Annotated in this window: 18 protein-coding genes and 1 tRNA gene; 2 read left to right on the plus strand and 17 right to left on the minus strand. The window is 46.7% G+C overall.

The genetic code is table 11. The features are described 5' to 3' along the window. Nucleotides 1-21 precede the first annotated feature (21 nt). The 4 genes from NQ518_RS02275 to NQ518_RS02290 all read right to left on the minus strand — a co-directional run bounded on the left by NQ518_RS02275 (nt 22) and on the right by NQ518_RS02290 (nt 2,974). A complete protein-coding gene (locus tag NQ518_RS02275; RefSeq protein WP_227960971.1) occupies nt 22-528 on the minus strand; it encodes a S24/S26 family peptidase in 507 nt (168 codons plus the stop codon). Nucleotides 529-555: 27 nt separating this feature from the next. Next, nucleotides 556-1,455: a hypothetical protein gene (locus tag NQ518_RS02280; RefSeq protein ID WP_227960969.1), complete on the minus strand. Its 900-nt coding sequence runs from the start codon at nt 1,453-1,455 to the stop codon at nt 556-558. Nucleotides 1,456-1,482: 27 nt separating this feature from the next. Beyond that, the gene (locus tag NQ518_RS02285; RefSeq protein ID WP_227960968.1) at nt 1,483-2,037 is read right to left on the minus strand and encodes a hypothetical protein; all 555 of its coding nucleotides are present in this window, start codon (nt 2,035-2,037) and stop codon (nt 1,483-1,485) included. A 73-nt stretch (nt 2,038-2,110) separates the two neighbouring features. After that, complete coding sequence (locus NQ518_RS02290; RefSeq protein WP_040562414.1) at nt 2,111-2,974, minus strand: sigma-70 family RNA polymerase sigma factor; 864 nt, start codon at nt 2,972-2,974, stop codon at nt 2,111-2,113. Nucleotides 2,975-3,156: 182 nt separating this feature from the next. On the opposite strand from NQ518_RS02290, the gene NQ518_RS02295 reads away from it, so the two are divergent. Then, nucleotides 3,157-5,631 (plus strand): bifunctional UDP-N-acetylmuramoyl-tripeptide:D-alanyl-D-alanine ligase/alanine racemase, encoded by a 2,475-nt coding sequence (locus tag NQ518_RS02295; RefSeq protein WP_227207031.1) that lies wholly within the window; start codon nt 3,157-3,159, stop codon nt 5,629-5,631. Between the two features lie 179 nt (nt 5,632-5,810). On the opposite strand, the gene NQ518_RS02300 is transcribed toward NQ518_RS02295, so the two are convergent. From NQ518_RS02300 to NQ518_RS02355, 12 genes are all read right to left on the minus strand, one after another. Continuing rightward, nucleotides 5,811-6,284, minus strand: a complete 474-nt coding sequence (locus tag NQ518_RS02300; protein WP_227207032.1) for an ExbD/TolR family protein — start codon at nt 6,282-6,284, stop codon at nt 5,811-5,813. Continuing rightward, nucleotides 6,281-6,811: an ExbD/TolR family protein gene (locus NQ518_RS02305; protein ID WP_227207034.1), complete on the minus strand. Its 531-nt coding sequence runs from the start codon at nt 6,809-6,811 to the stop codon at nt 6,281-6,283. The genes NQ518_RS02300 and NQ518_RS02305 overlap by 4 nt, the downstream gene beginning before the upstream one ends. Continuing rightward, nucleotides 6,801-7,322 (minus strand): hypothetical protein, encoded by a 522-nt coding sequence (locus tag NQ518_RS02310; RefSeq protein WP_227207036.1) that lies wholly within the window; start codon nt 7,320-7,322, stop codon nt 6,801-6,803. The genes NQ518_RS02305 and NQ518_RS02310 overlap by 11 nt, the downstream gene beginning before the upstream one ends. Next, nucleotides 7,319-8,143, minus strand: coding sequence for a MotA/TolQ/ExbB proton channel family protein (locus NQ518_RS02315; RefSeq protein WP_374211129.1), 825 nt, complete (start codon nt 8,141-8,143; stop codon nt 7,319-7,321). Before NQ518_RS02315 ends, NQ518_RS02310 begins: the two co-directional genes overlap by 4 nt. 573 nt (nt 8,144-8,716) lie before the next feature. Beyond that, nucleotides 8,717-8,790, minus strand: a tRNA-Arg gene (locus NQ518_RS02320). A gap of 247 nt (nt 8,791-9,037) precedes the next feature. Continuing rightward, nucleotides 9,038-11,092, minus strand: a complete 2,055-nt coding sequence (gene htpG / locus NQ518_RS02325) for a molecular chaperone HtpG (protein ID WP_227207038.1) — start codon at nt 11,090-11,092, stop codon at nt 9,038-9,040. A 228-nt stretch (nt 11,093-11,320) separates the two neighbouring features. Then, complete coding sequence (lpdA, locus tag NQ518_RS02330) at nt 11,321-12,625, minus strand: dihydrolipoyl dehydrogenase (protein ID WP_227207040.1); 1,305 nt, start codon at nt 12,623-12,625, stop codon at nt 11,321-11,323. Then, nucleotides 12,612-14,054 (minus strand): aminomethyl-transferring glycine dehydrogenase subunit GcvPB, encoded by a 1,443-nt coding sequence (gene gcvPB, locus NQ518_RS02335; RefSeq protein ID WP_227960966.1) that lies wholly within the window; start codon nt 14,052-14,054, stop codon nt 12,612-12,614. The genes lpdA and gcvPB overlap by 14 nt, the downstream gene beginning before the upstream one ends. Continuing rightward, the gene (gcvPA, locus tag NQ518_RS02340; protein ID WP_227960965.1) at nt 14,051-15,367 is read right to left on the minus strand and encodes an aminomethyl-transferring glycine dehydrogenase subunit GcvPA; all 1,317 of its coding nucleotides are present in this window, start codon (nt 15,365-15,367) and stop codon (nt 14,051-14,053) included. The genes gcvPB and gcvPA overlap by 4 nt, the downstream gene beginning before the upstream one ends. A gap of 5 nt (nt 15,368-15,372) precedes the next feature. Continuing rightward, the gene (gene gcvH / locus NQ518_RS02345; RefSeq protein WP_227960963.1) at nt 15,373-15,753 is read right to left on the minus strand and encodes a glycine cleavage system protein GcvH; all 381 of its coding nucleotides are present in this window, start codon (nt 15,751-15,753) and stop codon (nt 15,373-15,375) included. Nucleotides 15,754-15,918: 165 nt separating this feature from the next. Beyond that, a complete protein-coding gene (gene gcvT, locus NQ518_RS02350) occupies nt 15,919-17,013 on the minus strand; it encodes a glycine cleavage system aminomethyltransferase GcvT (protein WP_227960961.1) in 1,095 nt (364 codons plus the stop codon). Between the two features lie 93 nt (nt 17,014-17,106). Beyond that, nucleotides 17,107-18,081, minus strand: a complete 975-nt coding sequence (locus tag NQ518_RS02355; RefSeq protein WP_227960959.1) for a lipoate--protein ligase — start codon at nt 18,079-18,081, stop codon at nt 17,107-17,109. A gap of 700 nt (nt 18,082-18,781) precedes the next feature. Between NQ518_RS02355 and NQ518_RS02360 the strand changes: the two genes are divergently transcribed. Then, nucleotides 18,782-18,976, plus strand: coding sequence for a hypothetical protein (locus NQ518_RS02360; RefSeq protein ID WP_227960957.1), 195 nt, complete (start codon nt 18,782-18,784; stop codon nt 18,974-18,976). Here NQ518_RS02360 and thrA read toward each other — a convergent pair. Continuing rightward, on the minus strand, nt 18,954-21,389 hold the full coding sequence (gene thrA / locus NQ518_RS02365; protein WP_227960955.1) for a bifunctional aspartate kinase/homoserine dehydrogenase I: 2,436 nt from the start codon (nt 21,387-21,389) through the stop codon (nt 18,954-18,956). The genes NQ518_RS02360 and thrA overlap by 23 nt on opposite strands. Between the last annotated feature and the right edge of the window lie 128 nt (nt 21,390-21,517).

Genomic DNA, 21,517 nt, shown 5'->3' on the forward strand with positions numbered 1-21,517 from the left:
TTATCTATTATTGTTTTCTGATTAAATTGGTCCAAACAGCGGAATCCATATTCTTCTGTACGCAGCCAACAGGTAGCGTCTGACGGGATAAAGTGCCGTCCAAATGTGCGAATAGGTGCGCCATTTGATGTCGTTTGTCTTATCGAGTTTGGTGCGGCCTTTGCGGTAAAAGCCAATCGCATACCCATGTACGTCATGGACATGACACACCTCTGTTCCTAAGTTTCCGTCTCCTCTTAGTGTGACCGTTTCTCCTTGAATCTTGATAATTCGGTGTAAGACATAATGCTTCGGGGCTGTTTCTGCTAAAACCGCATCGCCCACTTGTATGTCTTTGGCCTTGGCCAGGAGTGCTTTGTCACGATTGTCCTCAAGGAAAGGGCGCATGCTGAAGCCTCTCAATTGCAAAGTTACCGTATGTCCTTCGTTCAAAAGTGTGATAACTTCAGGGAGAAACTTACGGTTTTCAATCTGCAACTCTTTAGCAGCAGGTTGATGACTATGCGTGTTTTTGGGATTTGAAGACATGGCCACTCTCTTTTGTTATCCTCCTTTTTATTGTTTTGCAATAGCCTTATGGCAAACTTCGGCAGCCTCTTTGTTGGGAAGACAGTGCAGAATGTAGATGCCAGTTGTTTCAATAATGTGGGTGACGGTGTCACAGATGCGGTTAAATATGTCTTTGTCCCATTTCATCATGGAGCATGAAACGAGCATGGAGGCAAAGGCTTCGACGGGTTTAAGCGGCTCAATGCTGTTTGCACTGGCACGGTCTATTTGTGTGATGGCGCCCAATTTGGCTTTCACATTTCGATAACAAGGCGTCTTCCCACTCCATGGACTGCCATAAATATAGGGCTTGCCATCGATTATTCTGATGACGGGATTGTCGTCGTTCATCAAGTCGCAGCCTTCAAGATATCGCAGCCACATGCTCACTTGTGTGCTTTTTCCGGTTCCACTCTTGGCAATAAAGGCATATCCATAGCCTGCCTGTCGAACCAGTGAAGCGTGAATGAGGAGGGTTTCTTTGCGGCTTCCTGCAAAAGCAAAGATCAACATAAGTGCGTTACTCAATCCAAAACAGCGCATGTTGTAGTTCCCATTGAGTGCGCACTTACAGTGTTTGAAGTCTTTGTCGGTTTGTAGCATGCAGCAATCTGCACCCTTTACATTCTTAATAATATATTGATAGCCGCCGTTGTCGAGTAAATCCACGGTGGTATCGCCATTCCCTGTTTCGAACTTTCTGATTAGTTCGCGCTTGTCTTTGGCGATGGGTTTTAAGTTATCATCTACTGTCAGCTCAAAAAAAAGCTCATCATCTTCTTCGAATTTTTCACTTCTGAAAGGTTCAAAAGAAGGGATGAGATGCATATTGTTCTTCTGTGAAGGAAGAAAACTGATGCAGAGATGATGGTCAGCTATGGTGAAATAGTTTGTTTGTAAGTCCATGAAAGCCGGTATTCTTCAGGTAAAAATCTATTGTTTTGTATCTTTAGCTGCCGCAGGATGGTTCGTTTCAATGATTCCTTTCTCTGCCAATTTTTGTTTTCTTTTGGCTTGTTTCTTCGCTATCTTTGCCGCTTTTTTAGCCTCTTTGGCTTTTCTTTTAGCCGCTTTTTCTTGTTCCAAGTCACTAGCCTGAGGCATTATGCCCTGATACCTGAAGTTTGTTGCTGTAATATATTTGATGGTATACTTTCCACTCTTCTCATATTTCTTCCGCATGGAAAGATATTTTTTTTCAATTTTCTTCTGATCTTTGGCGAAAGTTGTGATGCAAGTGGGGCTTACAGCACCAATAGAACGTAGGTAATTTTGCAGTTGATAGGAATAATTTTCTCTGCTGAACAAGAAGTTTGATTTGCCGATATAGGCGGAATCAACATATTGTATCTCCGTGATGTAGATGGTAGAATCGTTAAACGATGCAGCAAAACCGAACATGTGCGTGCCTGTTGTTTCTTTTGCGGCATTGACATGCATGGAAATCACAATGGTGAAAATAATCAATAAGAGTTTTCTAACTTTCATATTTCTAACTGTAAAGATGCTTTTCCATAGGTGAAATAGCATCTAAAAAAATAATCTTTTTACCTGTTTACGCTCATCTGCCTAAGTAGGCTTTGAGCTGTTTACTCTTCGTATTTTGTCTGAGCCGGCGCAAAGCCTTCTCCTTGATTTGTCTGACGCGTTCGCGTGTGAGGCCAAATTTATCCCCAATTTCTTCCAGTGTCATCTCTCTTTGGTTGATGCCATAGAAGCATTCGATGATGTTCCGTTCACGTTCATTCAGGACATTCAATGCACTGGCTACCTCTTCTCGCAACGATTCCATCACCAACTCGTTGTCTGCCATGGGTGATTCTGTGTTGGGAAGCACGTCCAAGAGGCTGCTATCCGCTCCTTCCATGATGGGTGCGTCCACAGAGATGTGCTTACCATTGACTTTCATGGCCTCTACAATCTTGTCTTCTGGCAGGTCTATCTGGTCAGCTATCTCATCAACATTTGGCCTTCTTTCGTGCTCTTGTTCAAATTTATTTAGAATCCGATTGATTTTGTTGACCGACCCTACTTGATTCAAAGGAAGCCTTACGATTCTACTTTGTTCGGCTATAGCTTGCAAGATGCTTTGTCTAATCCACCAAACGGCATACGATATAAATTTGAACCCACGTGTCTCATCAAATTTTTCTGCGGCCTTGATTAGTCCCAAGTTACCTTCATTGATCAAATCAGGCAGACTTAAACCTTGATTCTGGTACTGCTTTGCCACTGAAACCACGAATCTCAAATTGGCTTTGGTCAACTTTTCTAATGCTTTTCGGTCACCTTTTTTGATGCGTTGAGCCAATTCAATTTCTTCTTCAATGGAGATTAGGTCTTCATGTCCAATCTCTTGAAGATACTTATCGAGAGCAGCACTTTCCCGATTCGTAATTGATTTTGTGATTTTCAGTTGTCTCATTGTTGGTTTGCCCAATTTGATGGATAGTTGCAAATGTAGTTGTTTTCAATGGAATGAACAAATTTTGTCCTATAAAATACTTATTAGCTATCTATTTTTGACTTTCGATTTTGAATCTACATTTATTTTCTTTGGCATCCATCAGAAAAAGTTTACCTTTGTATTGATAAATATTGAGTTTTATGACATATAGTATCGAAAAGGTTACCACACTGATAGGTGCGCGGCGTTATGGGACAAAAAATGCACAGATAGGCTTTATCTTAACAGACAGTCGATCGCTCTGTTTTCCCGAAGAAACTTTATTTTTTGCTTTGGTGACCGATCGTAACAATGGTCATCATTATATTCCGGAACTCTATCAGCGTGGTGTACGCAACTTTGTGGTTTCGGCTGTGCCGGTTGGTTACGACAAACTTTATCCCGAAGCCAACTTTCTCAAGGTGGTTGACACACTCAAAGCTCTGCAAAGGCTTGCAGAACGGCGTCGTGATGAGTTTGACATTCCCATCGTCGGCATCACAGGTTCCAATGGAAAAACAATGGTGAAAGAGTGGTTGTATCAGCTGCTTTCACCGCAATTTTATGTCACCCGTTCGCCTCGCAGCTACAATTCACAGATTGGTGTGCCTCTTTCGGTTTGGTTGATGAATGAACAAACGCAGGTTGGCGTGTTCGAAGCGGGAATCAGTAAGCCAGGGGAGATGAGTGCTTTGCGTGACATCATACAACCCACCATTGCCGTGTTGACCAACCTTGGCGACGCGCATCAAGAGAATTTCGGACTCATCGAGGATAAATGTCGTGAAAAACTCGTCCTCTTCCACGATGCTGAAACCCTGGTTTATCCAGCTGACGATGAAATTATCAGCAAGGTTATCACTGAATACGACTATCCTGGTGAACGACTTTATTGGTCGATGAAGGACAAAGAGGCACCGTTCTTTGTGAAATTTGTCGAGAAGAAAGAAACCATGACGACAGTCACCTATATATATAAAGGTAAGGAAGATTGGTATTCACTGCCGTTCATCGATGAGGCTTCTGTGGTCAATTCCATTGTCTGCGCCATCGTGTCACTACACTTGGGTGTAACACCAGACGTGCTGGATCAACGCATGCAGCAAATAGAACCAGTAGCTATGCGACTTGAAGTGAAAGAGGGACAGCATGGATGTACACTCATCAACGACTCCTACAACTCGGACATCAATTCACTGGACATCGCACTCGACTTCATGAATCGTCGCCCTGACCATCAAGGGCGTAGCCGAACGTTGGTCTTGAGCGACATTGATCAGAGCGGACGAGAGGCTTCTGAACTGTACAGAGAGGTTTCTAACTTTGCCGTAAAGCGTGGTGTGACCAAGTTGATTGGTATCGGTCCGCAGCTTACTGAGCAGCAAGATGCTATCAAGGTAACGCAGAAGTATTTCTTTCCAACGGTAGAAGCTTTTATCAAGAGTGGCGTATTCCACGCGCTGCGCGATGAGGTGATCCTGCTGAAGGGAGCCCGCAGGTTTGGATTTGACAGGCTTAGCGAGTTGCTTGAGCAGAAAGTGCATGAGACAATCCTTGAGGTGAACCTCAATGCGGTGGTCGACAACCTGAATCATTTCCGTTCATTCTTGAAGCAGTCCACGAAGTTGGTCTGCATGATCAAGGCAGATGCTTACGGAGCGGGTGCGGTAGAGATAGCCAAGACGCTGCAAGACCATCGTGTGGATTATCTGGCTGTGGCAGTTGCCGATGAAGGTGTGACACTCAGAAAGAATGGCATCACGGCCAATATCATGGTGATGAACCCAGAAATGAGTTCGTTTAAAACGCTTTTCGATTACGACTTGGAACCTGAAGTGTACTCGTTCCGCTTACTGGAAGCACTCATCAAGGCTGCCGAGAAAGAGGGTATCACCGACTATCCTGTGCATATCAAACTTGATACGGGCATGCATCGGCTTGGGTTTGACCCCACTAATGACATAGAGCGTTTGATAGAACGTTTGAAACATCAAGACGCCATCATTCCCCGTTCGGTATTTTCGCATTTTGTAGGGTCGGATAGCGATGACTTTGACGACTTCTCCGCACAGCAGTTTGCATTGTTTGATAAGGCAAGTAAACAGTTGCAAGCCGCTTTTCAACACAAGATTTTGCGCCACATGGACAACTCTGCCGGTATTGAACATTTCCCCGAGCGACAGCTGGATATGTGCCGGTTGGGCTTAGGACTGTATGGCATCGATCCTCGAAACAACCAAGTAATCAATCACATCAGTACCTTAAAAACCACAATCCTGCAAATGCGCATGGTAAAAGCTGGCGATACGGTAGGTTATAGTCGAAAGGGAACGATTGAACACGATAGCATGATTGCAGCCATTCCTATCGGTTATGCCGACGGACTGAACCGACGTTTGGGCAATCGACATGGCTATTGTTTGGTCAATGGGCAGCGTGCCTACTATGTGGGTAACATTTGTATGGACGTGGCCATGATCGACGTGACGGGAATTGATTGCAAGGAAGGCGACCAAGTAGAGATTTTTGGCGACCATCTGCCTGTGACCGTACTCTCAGACACGCTCGAAACCATCCCTTACGAGGTGCTTACAGGGGTGAGCAACAGGGTGAAGCGGGTGTATTATCAAGATTGATGAATAAGTTATGAATAAGTTGAAGTCAAGGAAGGCTTCAACTTTTTTGCTACACGATAAGAGAAATGAAGCCATGAACACTCGGTGTTTAAAGTTCTTCGTTTCTCTTGTACTGTTTGTTAAGCCGATTATCTTGGCAGTATCAGAGGCACTCTTCATGTATGGATAGCCACTCATTCTCAATTCTTCAGCGATGGTTTCTCCGTGGCCGAATAGTTGATACGTAGGGCGTTAGCCTTTCTTAGTGCCAGCTTCACCTCGTTTAATGTACTCATTCGCACATGTCTGTCGGCTTTAATAGATACAGTCATCTGTTGCAAGTCTTCGGGTGACATGCGATGACGCTCCTCGGTGATGTAGTCCACAAGGTCATCAGGTGTGACAAACTTGTCATTCAATTGGATGCGGACATTTCTTTCATTGGCCGTCCCACTAGTAGAAAGGGGAACGCCAATGTAGACATACAATACGGCCGACTTCTTGGTAAGTCGCGTCAATTCAGTTCCTTGCGGCATACGATACTTCACTTTGAGCGTCACCTCACGCATGTGAGTGACGATCATGAAGAAAAATAGCACCGTGAAAATCAAGTCGGGTAGGGATGCCGTGTTTAGATTCGGCACAAAATGTTGTCGCTTTCTGAAGCTGATCATGGCTTGGCTCCTTCCTCGTTTGTTTGGTATGTCTCTGCAATCCGTTGTGGACACTGTTCTAAAATGCCATTCCGTTGAGCCTCGTTGCATGCTTCGATTGCTTGCCCATATCGTTGGCGGGCCAGGCGGTTGCGCACGTTTTTATACGCAGCCATCAGCTCGTTTTGCAGGTTGAAGTAGGTTTCGTATGCCGACTCGGGTGATGCGCTTATCGATATGAGATGCTCTTTGCCCACTCTTGTGATGAATTCCTCCGTTCTGATACGCAATTCATCCATGTTGATGGGCTGTTCATTGAGCAGCAACACATTGCCTTCCGTTATTTTCAGCTCCATCAGTTTGCCCTTGTCTACCAAACTCTCTTGTTCAATCTTTTCCTGCTGTGCCGGTGGCAACTGCCTGCGCAGTCCTTTATCCACGTCCATAGAGGTGGTTACCAAGAAGAATATCAGCAGCATGAACGAGATGTCAGCCGTTGAAGTGGTGTTCAGTCCTGGGATGTCATGTCTTCTTTTCCTAATCAGCATGTTCTCTTTTTTGCTTGCGATAATATCTTGTCATGCCGAAGACCACGGCCAAGGCAGCCGCTACCAATAGGAGGATGGAGGTGTTGATGAACTGGTCGGCCATGCGAAGGAGCGTGCTGTCCGTGAAACTCTTTCCGTTAGTCATCAGCGGTTGTGTTGAACCCAATGCGAAAGTCAGGACGAGGACCATCAGCGTTCCACCCGCCACGCAGCGACTGATTAATGAAGTGGGGATGCCATTGCTTACCTTTGACTCGCTGCGTCGACGTTTTGTTTCACGTAAGATGGACCAAACACCGATGCCTACTGTCGTGACCAACAGCGTATACATAAAGAAGAGTAGGGCGGTAGTGAGTAAAGGTTCGTTGAAGTCGGGGTTCTCAACGTACGGCTGGTCATAGCCCACCAGATAGTAGAGGGCGAACAAGCAGACCGTCAGAGCTGACAAAACGTACAGCACCCACCTGGAGAGCTGTTCCGTTGAACGATGCTGTAGGTCGATGTGCTTCATTTCGATAGTTTATGCTTCATCAGTGCATCAAGCAGCGTGATGGCCGACTCTTCCATCTGTGCCGTGATATGGTCTATTTTTGACAAGATGTAATTGTAAAACACCTGTAAGATGAGGGCTACGATAATTCCGAAAATCGTGGTGATGAGTGCCACCTTCATACCCGCAGCCACGATGGTGGGACTGATGTCGCCGGCCATCTGTATCTGGTCGAACGTCATAATCATGCCAATGACCGTTCCTAAGAAACCCAACGAAGGAGCCATGGCGATGAACAGCGTAATCCACGAACAGCCTTTCTCCAGGTTGCTGGCTTGGACAGAGCCGTAAGATGCCACCGAACGTTCTATGTTCTCAATCGGTTCGTCCACACGACTTAGCCCCTCGTAGCACAGCGAGGCTACAGGTCCGCGTGTCGTTTGGCATTGTTGCTTGGCTTCTTCCAAATCCTTGCTCTCTATCTTTGTAATCACATCGGCCATGAATCGCTTGGCATCAATCTCCGACAAGCTGAGGTAAATGATGCGCTCGATGCAGAACGCCAAACCTAAGATGAGCACTAACGCCACCAGCGACATGAAGCCGGCGTTGCCTTCAATGAACTTGGTTTTCAAAAACTGGTGCACGCCACTGTTCTCTGTAGCCATGCCCATGCTGTCGGCCGTGGCCGCAAGGTCTTCGTTCATCGCAGCTTGTATGGCACTGTCGTTCTGTGCAACCGATATGGAATCGGCATTGCTGGGCTGTTGGGCTGACAAAGCCATGGTATGAACAAAGATGAAAAATGAGGCTATGAAGAGCTTGGTAAACAATATTTTCATTTTCAAGTGATCGTTTTAAGGTGCAGACGGTACGGTCTGTTTACCTTATTTTATAGTGAGGTCAAAGGTACGTATTTTGGCTAATAACGCCAAGTGATGTTCTCATAAATATCTTTAAACGCCTTCAATTCGTGCGAAAGCAACAGGACGGTATAATGCGATTTTAGTAGAATCTGATAAAAAGACAGGCTGAAGGGGCGCGTGTATCTCCGCATTCACAAGTAGGAATGGTTAATTTTGAGTATGAAGAGTTGTCAGTACGGGAGATGTCTGATTCTCAAATCTGTTGATAAGAAGTTGATATTTCTAAGCGCCTTATTATTAGCATCTTACAGAGAATTTTAATCTGATGTTTGGTGATCGTTTGCTTTGGCCTTTAATGTCTATGACTTTGGTAGTTAAACTCAATGACTTTGGTCGTTAAACTCAATGACTTTGCCCTTCAAACCCAATGACTTTGGTTATTAAACTCAATGACTTTGCGTTTTTCCTAAAATCAGTTTAAATTCCAAGCACTTTGACTTAAAGTTGGAAAAATGAAAAAAGGATGGCCTTCAAGACCATCCTTCTGCGTGACTCCCGCGGGATTCAAACCCACAACCTTCTGATCCGTAGTCAGATGCTCTATTCAGTTGAGCTAGGGAGCCGTTAGCAATTCTCTTTTTGTGATTGCGAGTGCAAAGGTAAAAGGTTTTTATGTAACCGCCAAATCTTTTTCTGATTTTTTTAGAACTTTCGTGAAAAATAAAAGCAAAATGTCAGCTGGTGGGATGAATGCTGTCTGGCTTTACTTTTCATCGGTTTGCTCGTACAAATAAAAACGCCACCCGTAGTGGGTGGCGTCTTATTTGATTTGAGATTTAAAAATCTTACATCTTTCGTATTGATGACCTTCTATTTAATCAAATCAACACTGCGTTTGAGGAAGGCATCGAGTGATGCTCCCTTGAGCATGCCATTCTGTAGCAGGGCAAGGTCAATGAGCTGATGCACCACTTGGTTGTCCTTGGCGGCCTTGGAGATGACGGCTGTCTTCTTCTCTTTCTGCTCCTTGAGGGCTTTTTCAGTGTTCTGCAAGTCGTCTTTCTCTTCTTGCGTCACCTCTTCTGACTTCTTCTTGTCTTGACTCTGGTGCAGGGCGGCCAAGCGAGCTTCCTGACCTTTTATCTCACTGAGTATCGGTTTCAGCTCTGCCTCGGTTGCCTTGTTGCTCTTGGCAAGAACGTCCTTGATGAGTCGGTGGTCGCTGTTCAGCACCAAGGTGTACATGTCGGGCATGCTACCATAGAAGGCCATGCCAGCTTGGAACTTGCTCATATCCTTCATACGGCGCATGTACTCGCTCTGTGTGATGACCAACGGAGTTGCTGTTTCACCCAAAGGCTGCACTTCTACGTTGAACTCAACCTGAGCCATCTTTGGCATTTGCGACTTGAAAACTTGTGACAGATTGTCGCTTTCCTCGCTCGAAAGTTTGTTTTCTTTGGCATCTTCCTTCACAATCAGACGGTCAATAATGTCGCCATCCACACGTGTAAAGCGGCATTTTTCAAACTTTTGTTCATACATGGATACGGTTGCCACATCCAATTGCCCGTCGAACAGCAAGACATTATACCCCTTAGCCTTGGCAGACTCGATAAATGAGTACTGCTCATCCTTGTCGGTGGCATAAAGATAGATCAGTTGTCCGTCCTTATCTGTTTGCTCATCCTTAATCAAGGTATTGTACTCATCATAGGTGAAGAACTTCCCATCAACATCCTTGAACAATGCGAAGTCTTTCGCGCGCTCATAGAAATCTTCCTGTGTGAGCATTCCGTAGTTGATGAAAATTTTGAGGTCATTCCATTTTTCTTCATAGTCTTTGCGGTTTTCCTTGAAGATAGCCTGCAAGCGGTCGGCCACTTTCTTGGTGATGTAAGTGGATATCTTTTTCACGTTCGCATCACTTTGCAGATAACTTCGGCTCACGTTCAACGGGATGTCCGGCGAGTCGATGACGCCATGGAGCAGTGTAAGGAATTGCGGAACAATGCCTTCTACCTGATCGGTGACATATACCTGATTGCTGTAGAGTTGTATTTTGTTCGGCTGCAATTCGATGTTCGACTTTACTCGTGGGAAGTAGAGAATGCCGGTGAGGTTGAATGGGTAGTCAACGTTGAGGTGTATCCAGAACAAAGGCTCGTCCTGCATGGGGTAGAGGTTCTGGTAAAATTTCTTATAATCTTCATCTTTCAGCGTAGACGGTGTCTTTGTCCAAAGCGGTTCGGTGTCGTTGATGAGATTGTCTTCCTCGGTATCCACCTGTTTTCCATCTTCCCATTTGGTCTTTTTGCCAAAGGCGATAGGTACGGGAAGGAACTTACAGTACTTGTTCAGCAAGCTTTCGATGCGAGATTTCTCAAGAAACTCCTTGCAGTCGTCATCTATGTAGAGTACGATGTCGCTGCCTCGGTCGGCCTTCTCAATGTTCTCAATGGTAAATTCCGGACTTCCGTCGCAACTCCATTTCACGGCTTGCTCGCCATCGCGATAGCTTTTCGTGATGATTTCCACTTTCTTGCTGACCATGAACGCAGAGTAGAATCCCAGTCCGAAGTGTCCAATGATGGCATTGGCGTTCTCTTTGTACTTCTCCATGAAATCGTTCACGCCAGAGAATGCAATCTGGTTGATGTATTTGTCTATCTCTTCAGCGTTCATACCAATGCCTCGGTCGCTGATAGTCAACGTTCCTTGCTCTTTGTCGAGCTTGATACGAATGGTCAAGTCGCCCTCTTCGCCCTTAAAGTCGCCTTGTTTGACCAGCGTCTTGAGCTTTTGTGTGGCGTCTACAGCATTGCTGACGAGTTCGCGTAAGAATATTTCGTGATCTGAATACAGAAATTTTTTAATGACGGGGAATATGTTTTCTGTTGTAACCCCGATATTACCTTTTTGCATATAATGATATGTTAATAATTTTTTCCATCAACATTAATGCAAATAATGTGCCAAAGTATATTAAAAATAAAGGAGTAAGACAAATTGAAGTATTTGAGCCTTGCGCTTTGGTTGAATATCAACCCTGAGTCAAGCTCCATGGTGCATGGAATGCACCCGATAACTCCAACTTTGTCTTACTCCTCCTATTGTTGAAGTGATGGGCTCTTTAAGACAGCCGCATCCTTCCTAACCGATGGCCATGTCCTGCAAAATCTCACCCAAAGTGGGGTGGGTGTGGATGATGTCCTTCAGTCGGTCGATTGTGATGTCCATGTTCATCAGTGCCGAAATCTCTTGCACCAATTCAGCGGCATGGGCACCGTAGATGTGACAACCAATGATTTTGTTCTGTTCGTCAACAATCAGTTTCGCCATACCTTCAGGTTCTTCCATCGACAGGGCGCGGCCATTGGCACGGTAGTAGCCTTTTCGAACCGTATAATTTAGTTCTTCGGCCTTACATGCATCTTCGGTCTTGCCCACTGAAGCAGCCTCGGGAAGGGTGAACACGGCAGCAGGCATGATGTCGAAACGAATGTTGTCGCTCTTGCCAAGGATGTGGTTCACGGCTCTGAAACCTTGGAAAGTCGCAGCATGGGCAAGCATCTGACGGCCGTTTGTGTCGCCGATGGCATAAATACCGTTGATGGAAGTTTCCATGTTATCATCGACCAAAATGCCCTTTTTATCGTAGGCAATGCCCATGACGTCCAGATTTAGTGAATCCATGTTGGCCGCACGACCTGTTGCGATGAGGATGGTATCGGCCTCTACGGTCTGTTCTTTGCCTTTCCGCTCAAAGGTCACTTTGCCTTGATGAATGCTCTTCACACCAGCTTGCAGGTAGAATTCAATGCCTTTCTTCTCCATGCACTTGCGCAAACGCTTGGCAATGTCGCTGTCGAGCGTTGGCAAACATTCTTTCATGAACTCCACGACGGTCACCTTACTGCCGAAACTGGCGAATGCAGAAGCAAATTCCATCCCGATAACCCCAGCGCCTACGATGCACAGTTTCTCGGGAACGTGGTCGATATTCAACAGTTCTGTCGATGTTACAACATTCGATTCTCCTCCCTGTTGATACACCAATCCCTCGATGGGTGGCATCTTTGCGTGCGATCCAGTGGCGATGATGATGTGCTTTGCCTGGTATTCTTCACCGTTGGCAACCACCGTTTGGCTGTCCTTGAAAACGGCTTTGCCTCGCACCAACGTGATGTTGGGCTGTGATAGTAGGGTCTGCACACCCTCTCTCAGCTGCTGAATGGTCTGTTGCTTGCGTTCCATCACCAACTCAAATGCTGGTATGGTCTCTTTCGAGGCATCGTGCGCCAAACACTTTGTCGGTATGCAACCACTGTTGAGACATGTGCCACCGACCTCCAGCTCTTCAAAAATCAGAACTTGAAGGCCGTTCTTAGCGGCATAATCGGCAGCCCGGTAACCTCCGGGGCCACTGCCGATGATGATGAGATCAGTTGTTGTCATGGATGAGCTGTTGATAGGTGAGTATCGGATGTTTAGCCGCTTCCACATCATTCACACGCTTGACAGGCGTTTCGTGTGGTGCGCCCTTAACGATATCAGGGTTGGTCTTCGCTTCCTCAGCTATCTTGCGCATCACATCAATGAAACCATCAATGGTGTCTTTGCTTTCGCTTTCGGTTGGCTCTATCATCATTGCTTCGTGGAAAAGCAGTGGGAAATAGATGGTGGGAGCGTGGAAACCGTAATCTAACAGGCGTTTGGCAACGTCCATCGTGGTGACTCCCGTGCTCTTATCTTTCAATCCATCGAAAACAAACTCGTGCTTGCAGACCTTGTCAATAGGCAGTTCGTACACATCTTTCAAGCTATTCATGATGTAGTTAGCATTCAGTGTCGCGTATGGACCTACCTTCTTCACGTTTTCCCTACCTAGAGAGAGAATGTAAGTATAGGCTCTCAGGTAGGTTGCAAAATGTCCATGATAAGGATGAATGGTGATGGCTGTGCCTGTATGGCCTTTCACCTTGCAGTTGTTGGTGGGTAAAAAATCTACCAATTTCTCGCAAACGCCAACTGGACCCGAACCTGGTCCACCTCCACCATGGGGCGTAGAGAATGTTTTGTGCAGGTTAATGTGCATCACGTCGAAGCCCATGTCGCCTGGTCTACATTCGCCCAAAAGCGGATTGAGGTTGGCTCCGTCGTAATACATCAAACCACCACAGTCGTGGATGAGTTTGGTAATCTCGGGGATATGCACCTCGAATAGGCCGAGAGTGTTGGGGTTTGTCATCATCATGCCGGCGATGTCGTCACCCAAAAGGGTCTTGAGGTGCTCAACATCTACCAGTCCATCGGGTGTACTCTTCACCTCTACCACATCCAATCCGCATACGGCAGCTGAAGCTGGGTTGGTTCCATGAGCCGAGTCGGGTACGATGACCTTGGTTCTCTGATGGTCGTTACGACTCTCATGATAGGCCTTGATGATCATCAATCCCGTCAACTCACCATGTGCACCGGCACAAGGATTCAGCGTGAAGCGTGACAAACCTGTCAGCTCAGATAATGACTGTTGCAAGTTCTCATACACTTCCTCGGCACCTTTCACCGTCTCAGCCGGTTGAAGGGGATGCAGATTGGCGAAAGCAGGGTGTGCGGCAATTTCCTCGTTGATGGGTGGATTGTATTTCATCGTACACGATCCCAAAGGATAAAAACCATTATCAACGCCGAAATTGTTCCCGCTATGATTAGTGTAATGGCGCACCACGGTCATCTCATCACACTCCGGAAGCTCGGCATCGGCTGTCCTTTTCAGTTCGGCGGGTATTTCATGGTGGCCAAATTGATTCTTGGGCAGACTGTACCCACGTCGTCCTGGATGCGACAACTCAAATATCAGATTGCTATATAGTTTATGATTCATGACACAAGTTCTATTAGTTTGTCTATTTCATCCTTGGTTCTCTTCTCGGTGACAGCCAGCATGAGCATGTCGTCTCCAACCTGTACGCCTCCGAAGATGCCGTTGTCTATCAGTCGTTGTTGCAGTTGTTTGATGTCACCATCATACCGTACGCAGAATTCATTGAAGAAAGGCTGGTTGAAAGCCAATGAGAAATGGCCTGTCTTCACCAGCTTTTCGCACAGATAGTGCGCACCGTCGTACGACAATTGGGCTACTTCTTTCAGACCTTCCTTGCCCATCAGTGACAGGTAAATGGTCACCCAAAGAGCCATCAGCGACTGATTGGAACAGATGTTCGATGTGGCTTTCTCCCTTCTGATATGTTGTTCGCGGGCTTGAAGGGTCAAAACAAACACGCGTTGGCCATCCTCATCAACGGTCTTGCCGACGATTCGTCCCGGCATCTTGCGCATCATTTTCGTGGTACAGCACATGTAACCCACATAAGGACCGCCCCAACTCATCGGGATGCCCAATGATTGACCTTCGCCAACGGCGATGTCTGCTCCTAATTCAGCAGGTGTCTTCAACAAAGCGAGGTCTGCCGGATTGCTGTTCATGATGAACAATGCTTTCTGCTCATGACACAGGTCGGCCACCCCAGTGTAATCTTCTACAATGCCATAGTAGTTGGGATACTGAACCACAACGCCTGCCACGCCGCCTTCTGACAGCTTCTGTTGCAGTTGTTGTTGGTCGGTAACACCCTCTTTCTGCGGAATTAGGTCAATTTCTATGTTCTGATAGTGAGCATAAGTCTTGACAACGGCCAGGATTTTAGGATCCACCGTCTCAGAAATCAACACTCTGTAGGCTTTCTTGTTGTTGGCCTTTGCCATCAAGACAGCCTCGGCTGTGGCTGTAGCACCATCGTACATGGAGGCGTTAGACACTTCCATACCGGTGAGTTCGGCCATCATACTTTGAAACTCGAAGATGTAATGTAGGGTGCCTTGTGAAATCTCGGCTTGATAAGGTGTGTAACTGGTCAGAAATTCAGACCGTTCTACCAGATAAGGCACTGCCGAAGGATAGTATCTATCGTACACGCCGGCGCCGGCAAAGCAGGTCAGTTGCTTGTTTTTGGCCCCCAGCTCGTTGAAGAACTGACGAATCTCAAGTTCGCTTTTTGCTTCCGGCAGCTTGTATTCTCCCTTGAACCGCACTTCTTCCGGAATCTCTTGATAAAGATCATCGAGCGACTTGACGCCAATCTTCTCCAACATCTGAGCTACATCCTCTTCCGTATGTGGAAAAAACTTGTAAGTCATTGTATTTATTTGTTACAGAATTCTTCGTATTTCTTGGCATCCATCAGGTTGTCCAGCTCGCTGGTATCCGACAGTTCTACCTTAATAATCCATGCACCGAAAGCATCTTGGTTAATCAACTCTGGTGTGTCTTCCAAAGCCTCATTCACCTCTACAACCTTTCCACTCACGGGAGTACTGAGGTCGCTGGCAGCCTTTACGCTCTCAACGGCACCAAAATCGTCGCCTGCTTCTATCTCGTCGTCAACGTCTGGCAGGTCCACATAAACGATGTTGCCTAATGCCTGTTGTGCATAATCGGTAATACCGATGCTGGCGATGTTACCTTCTACTTTTACAAACTCATGTGACTCGCTATAATAGAGTCCTTCAATCACTTTTGCCATAATATGTTATATTAATTAATGTTATACTTGATAGTTGCTTCACTGTGTTCTCCGTTCATTCCCTCATCGTTGAGAAAAGCTATTTGGGAAACGGTGACTGGCTTCCATACTCTTCGGACTTGTCCTGTTGATGGAAACCACCGCTGGGAGAAACCCACAGCTAAGTTAGTCTTTCTTATAATGTTTGTCGTAGAATCTCTTCTTCACGACCACACACTTAAATGTCTTTTTGCGAATCTGGATTTCCAGTTCGGTACCTAATTTCGCATCTTCCTTGTTCACCAGAGCGAAGGCCACACTCTTGTCCACGCTGATGGCATGGTAGCCAGTGGTTATCACACCGACCTGCTGTCCGTCCCTCAGAACGGCATAACCATGACGAGGGATGGCCTTTTCTTGCAGCTCCAGACCGATTACTCTTTGCTTGACGCCTTCTTCTTTCTGCTTCACAATGGCCTCTTTGCCGATGAATTCTTCCTTGTCCAGTTTGCAGAACATGCTCAAACCAGCCATAACAGGCGAAATCTCTGCAGACAGTTCGTTGCCGTAAAGTGGCAATCCTACTTCGAAGCGCAGGGTGTCACGACAGCCAAGGCCACAGGGTACGCACCGCTTGCTCGCCATCAAGGCATCCCATGTATTAATAATGTACGCGTGAGAGCCGTAGATTTCAAATCCGTCCTCGCCCGTGTAGCCCGTACGACTGATGATGACATTCTCGCCATCAACGTCTACTGTCTTCGCTGTATAGAACTGAAGATCCGTGCAATCCAGGTGCAACACCTCTTTCATCACGGCTTCTGCCTCGGGTCCTTGCACGGCCAGCTGTGCATAATAGTCAGAGCAGTGGTCAATGGTTACATCAAAACCCTCGGCGTTTTCGCGCATCCAGGCCACATCCTTATCGATGTTGGCAGCGTTGAAGACGAGGAAAAACTCGTTTTCACCCATCTTGTAAACCAACAGGTCGTCCACCGTTCCACCGTCAGGGTAGAGCATCATGCCGTAAAATACCTGATTGATAGGCGCACCTGCCACATCGTTGGTGAAGATGTGGTTGACATATCGTTCGGCATCTGCGCCTGTTATGTAAGCCTCGCCCATGTGTGATACGTCAAAAACGCCACAATGTTGGCGTACCGCTTGATGTTCTTCGATGATGGACGAGTACAGAATGGGCATCTCAAATCCTGCAAAGGGTTGCATCTGCGCACCCAATGCCACGTGTTTGTCGTACAAACAAGTTTTTTTATTTTCCATGTTTTTGATGTTTAAGTGTAGATTTTTCGTATTTGTTTTCATTTTTTAGTAGTCTGTAGTTGGTGTCAAGTTAGGATGGTTGCAAGGCGGTTTTCATTCAGCCAATATCAAATCAACCAACTGTTGCTTCTTCAGATTTCTGATGATGTCGTCCAAACGGTCGGGCAGGGCGTTCGCGATAGCCTGTGCGTTGTAAGGTACATGGCGCAACTTCTTAAGAATGCCATTGTCCAGGTCGCCCGTCAGGAAGTAGTCGCCCATGATGTTGGCCTCTTTGATGACATTGTTTTTCAGTTCAAGTCGCACCTCCAATTCGCCAACGCCTTCAATCCGTTTTTTGTGAACGATGGAGTAACGGGGATTGTTGCCGTATGTAAAATCGTCCGACAGGTAGTCTTGTTCAATCTCTTCGATACCCTTCACGTCATCGGCTGTCAGGGTGATTGTCGATGAGCAGAGGTGTTGACGTGCAAAACGTTTGACCTCTTCGAGGGTAAGCGTGGTGTGATCCTTGAGCAGAGCGATGTGCTGGCGAATGCTCTGCACCCCTTTGCTGATGAGTTTTTCTTGGCTGGGCGTAATGCTGGCCACCATGTTTTGTATATTGGTGTCGTAGAGCATGGTGCCATGAACGATGCTTCGCCCCGGTACATGGTAGAATGCGTTGCCTGACACCTTTTTATCGCCAATGAGAATGTCGTTTCGTCCACCCGAATGGGCATCTACCCCCATGGCCTGAAGCATGTCTACCACGCGCTTGATGTATTGGCAGAATACCATGTTCACCTGGTCGTCGTGTGTGATGCAGGAGAACAGAATGCAGCCCTCGTCAACGTAGATGCAGCCACCTCCGCTTTTTCGCCTGATGAGGTGGATGCCTTTTTCCTGGCAATACTCGGTGTTTACTTCGTTGTCGATGAGTTGGTTACGTCCAAACATCACCGTTGGCGGCACTTGCCACATGAAGAAACAATCCTCCGTACTGTCGACATGTCGTGCAATATATTCTTCCATCGCCAGGTAGAAGCTGGTGAGTCTGCTAGGTTCTGATACTTCGACGTAGACCATTTGATTGTTTAGGTTTAAAGTTATCTGCATGCAAATATAATGAATTCTTGCAGATTAATTCAAGAAAATTCAATAAAAGTTTTTTCAATTTATCCAACCAGCATGTTCAAAATTAATCATTAACCTAAAAGATTGCATTTTTTTGTGAGGAAAAGTACGGATGCTCCCTTGATATTATGTGTACTCTATTCTTAATTTGATAACCACATTTGCTGGTGTTGCGCACGAATTTTAGATTGCAGTGCACTGTGTTTTCGTGCTCTAAGCGCAAACATAAAGTGGAAATGTGATGAGGAATTTTCTTGACAAAGGTCGCTTCAATGCTTGGCGTATTTACAAACAACCTCGCCCTTGCTTTCAAATACGACAAAGATGAACGATGTTTACAAGTGAAAGATAATCAATACGTTGCAGTTATTTGTAAAAGTTTTGCTCTATCTTTCAATGTTTTTTGAAGCCAAAAGCTATGCTATAAGCGTGTAATATGTATGCCTTTGGCGGGGTATTGCATGGTAATTGTTGCGTAAAAGTATGGTTCTTGTAGAAAAAATCAAGCGTTTTTGCGTACAACATCGTTATTTCAACCAATGTCATTGCTCGTTTGTCCCTTGCTTGCCTATTGATTTTTTCCAGAATAGAAATTTTGGATGGCCATTTTAGAGGCCTTTTTTGATGAAAATAACAGACAAATTTAGTGGAAATGGTTCAGCGCAATCGTAGGGATGTGGGGTTTGTGCGTTCCTACGATTGCGCTGGCATACAAAAGGCGTTGGTTTGTCATTCACGATTCGTCAATCATCTCTCGGTATATGCGTGCGGTGAGGGGCGTGGCTCTTACGACAGCTTGCGCAAGATGGCCGTCATGGCTTATCCTAAATGTTGGCGATGGACATGATGTTGGCGAACACGCCTGCGGCTGTCACGTCGGCACCAGCTCCATAGCCTTGTATCTGCATGGGGTAGTCTTTGTAACGCTCGGTGGTGAGCAGCACGATGTTGTTACTGCCCTCGAGGTTGTAGAACGGATGCTGCCGGTCAACGGCTTGCAGAGCCACTTGCATGTGTCCATGCTCCATGGAGGCCACGAATCGCCATCTCTGGCCTTGTTCTTCCAGTCGCTTTCGGCGCACATCAAAGTCGGCATCCAAGAGGGGTAAGCGTTTCCAGAAGTCGTCCAGACTGCCTTCAAAATAGTCGGCTGGCACAAACAGATGCTTCTCCACGTCATTTTGTTCAGCCTTGTAGCCGGCTTCTCGCGTCAGGATTACCAGTTTTCGGATAACATCCTTGCCGCTCAAGTCGATGCGTGGGTCGGGTTCGCTGTAGCCTTCAGTCTGCGCGCGGCGTACGGTTGCTGAGAACGGAACGTCGGCGGAAAGTTCGTTGAAGATAAAATTGAGGGTGCCACTCAGCACGGCTTCAATCTTCAAGATTTTGTCTCCCGAGTTGCGCAGGTCGTTGATGGTGCCGATGATGGGCAGTCCGGCGCCGACGTTGGTTTCGTATCTGAACTTCACGCCCCGCATCACGGCTGTTTGTTTCAGAGCCAAGTATTCGTTGTAAGGTGAGGATGCGGCTATTTTGTTGGCTGCCACCACGCTGATGTTATGTTCGAGAAAGGTTTGATAGAGTGCGGCAATCTCTTCACTGGCGGTGCAATCGACGAACACAGAGTTGAAAATATTCATGTTGAGGATATGGTCGCGCAGGGCAGAGGGCGAGCTGAGGTCAGATTCTTTCAACGCTTCCCTGTAATTGTTCAGGTCAATGCCGTCACGGTTGTAAATGGCATGTTTTGACGAAGCGATGCCTACGACGTTGAGTTTGAGCTGCGAATGGCGTTTCAGCTCTTCGTATTGCGTTCGAATCTGTTCGATGAGCTTGCCGCCAACGGTACCTATTCCGCAGATAAACAGGTTCAGTACCTTGTATTCTGATAGGAAAAACGAGTCGTGCAGCACGTTCAGCGCCTTGCGAAGGTATGGAGCCTCGATGACTACCGATATGTTGGTTTCGCTGGATCCCTGTGCGAAGGCAATCACACTGATGCCCGATCGGCCGAGCGTCTCAAAGAGTTTGGCGGCTATTCCCGGCAGGTGTCTCATGTTTTCGCCCACGATGGCGATGGTAGCCAAGCCTTTCTGTGCTTCCATGGAGAACATGGCACCGGTCTGAATCTCCTTGGCAAACTCTTCGTTGAGCACCTTGACAGCTTCTTCGGCATCCTTTTCCTGTACGCCAATGCTGGTAGAATTTTCGGAAGAAGCCTGACTGACCAGGAACACGGAGATGCCCTTGTCGGCCAGGGCCGTGAAAATGCGTCGGTTTACACCAATCACACCCACCATGGAGAGGCCGCTCACATTGATGAGTGCCGTGCCTTTGATGCTGGATATACCCTTGATGGGCTTGCCATCGTTGGCTATTTGGGCTTTGATAATGGTGCCTTCGCCGTCTGGGTCGAAGGTGTTTTTCACCTTGATGGGGATGTTCTTGACGCACACGGGGTAGATGGTTGGTGGATAAACCACTTTGGCGCCGAAGTTACACAGCTCCATAGCCTCGATGTAGCTCAGTTCGTTGATGGTGTAAGCGGTCTTAATCACCTTCGGATCGGCCGTCATAAAGCCGTTGACATCAGTCCATATCTCCAATATCTCCGCGTTTAGCGCTGCGGCGATGATAGATGCCGTGTAGTCTGACCCACCTCGTCCGAGGTTGGTGATTTCGTTGGTATTCTTGTCTTGACTGATGAAACCCGGCACGAGAGAGATGCGGGGGAGGGTGGCAAACGTGTGTTTAACCAGTTTGTAGGTGAGCTGGCTGTCCAGTGTGTGCTTGTCATGCTTGCGTTCGGTCTTGATAAATTCGCGGGCATCGTACCATTTAGCGCCTTTGATGAACGTGGCGACGATTTTCGAACTCAATCGTTCGCCATAGCTCACGATGGCATCTTGCGTCTTCCGACTTAAATCATGAATGAGATAAACGCCGAAGTAAATGGATCGTAGTTGTTCAAAAAGAGCGTCAACGGTATAGAACAACTCTTCTCTCCGCGCATTGTCTGTGATGATGGTGTCAATGAGTTTGTGGTGCCTGTCTACCATCTCGCTGAACTGTTGTTTCCATTCGTCATCACCTTGCAAGGCCTGTTGGGCAGTTGACAGCAATTGATCGGTGATGCCTCCCAAGGCACTGACTACCACAATCACTGGTTGCTGCTTGGCAGTTTGTTCTACAATTCTCTTCAAAGAGCGGATGCTCTTGACGGAACCAACGGATGTTCCGCCGAATTTCAATACTTTCATTTTACTGTTTTTTAATGTTTTATGCCACCCGACAAAAGTGGTTTTGATGATTTGTTGATTTCGCTTCTCAGCATTACGAACAGAAACGTGGGCGTTATCCAGCCTACAACGATGGTGAACGCATTGGG

This window comes from Hoylesella buccalis ATCC 35310 (assembly GCF_025151385.1).
Classification (GTDB): Bacteria; Bacteroidota; Bacteroidia; order Bacteroidales; family Bacteroidaceae; genus Prevotella; species Prevotella buccalis.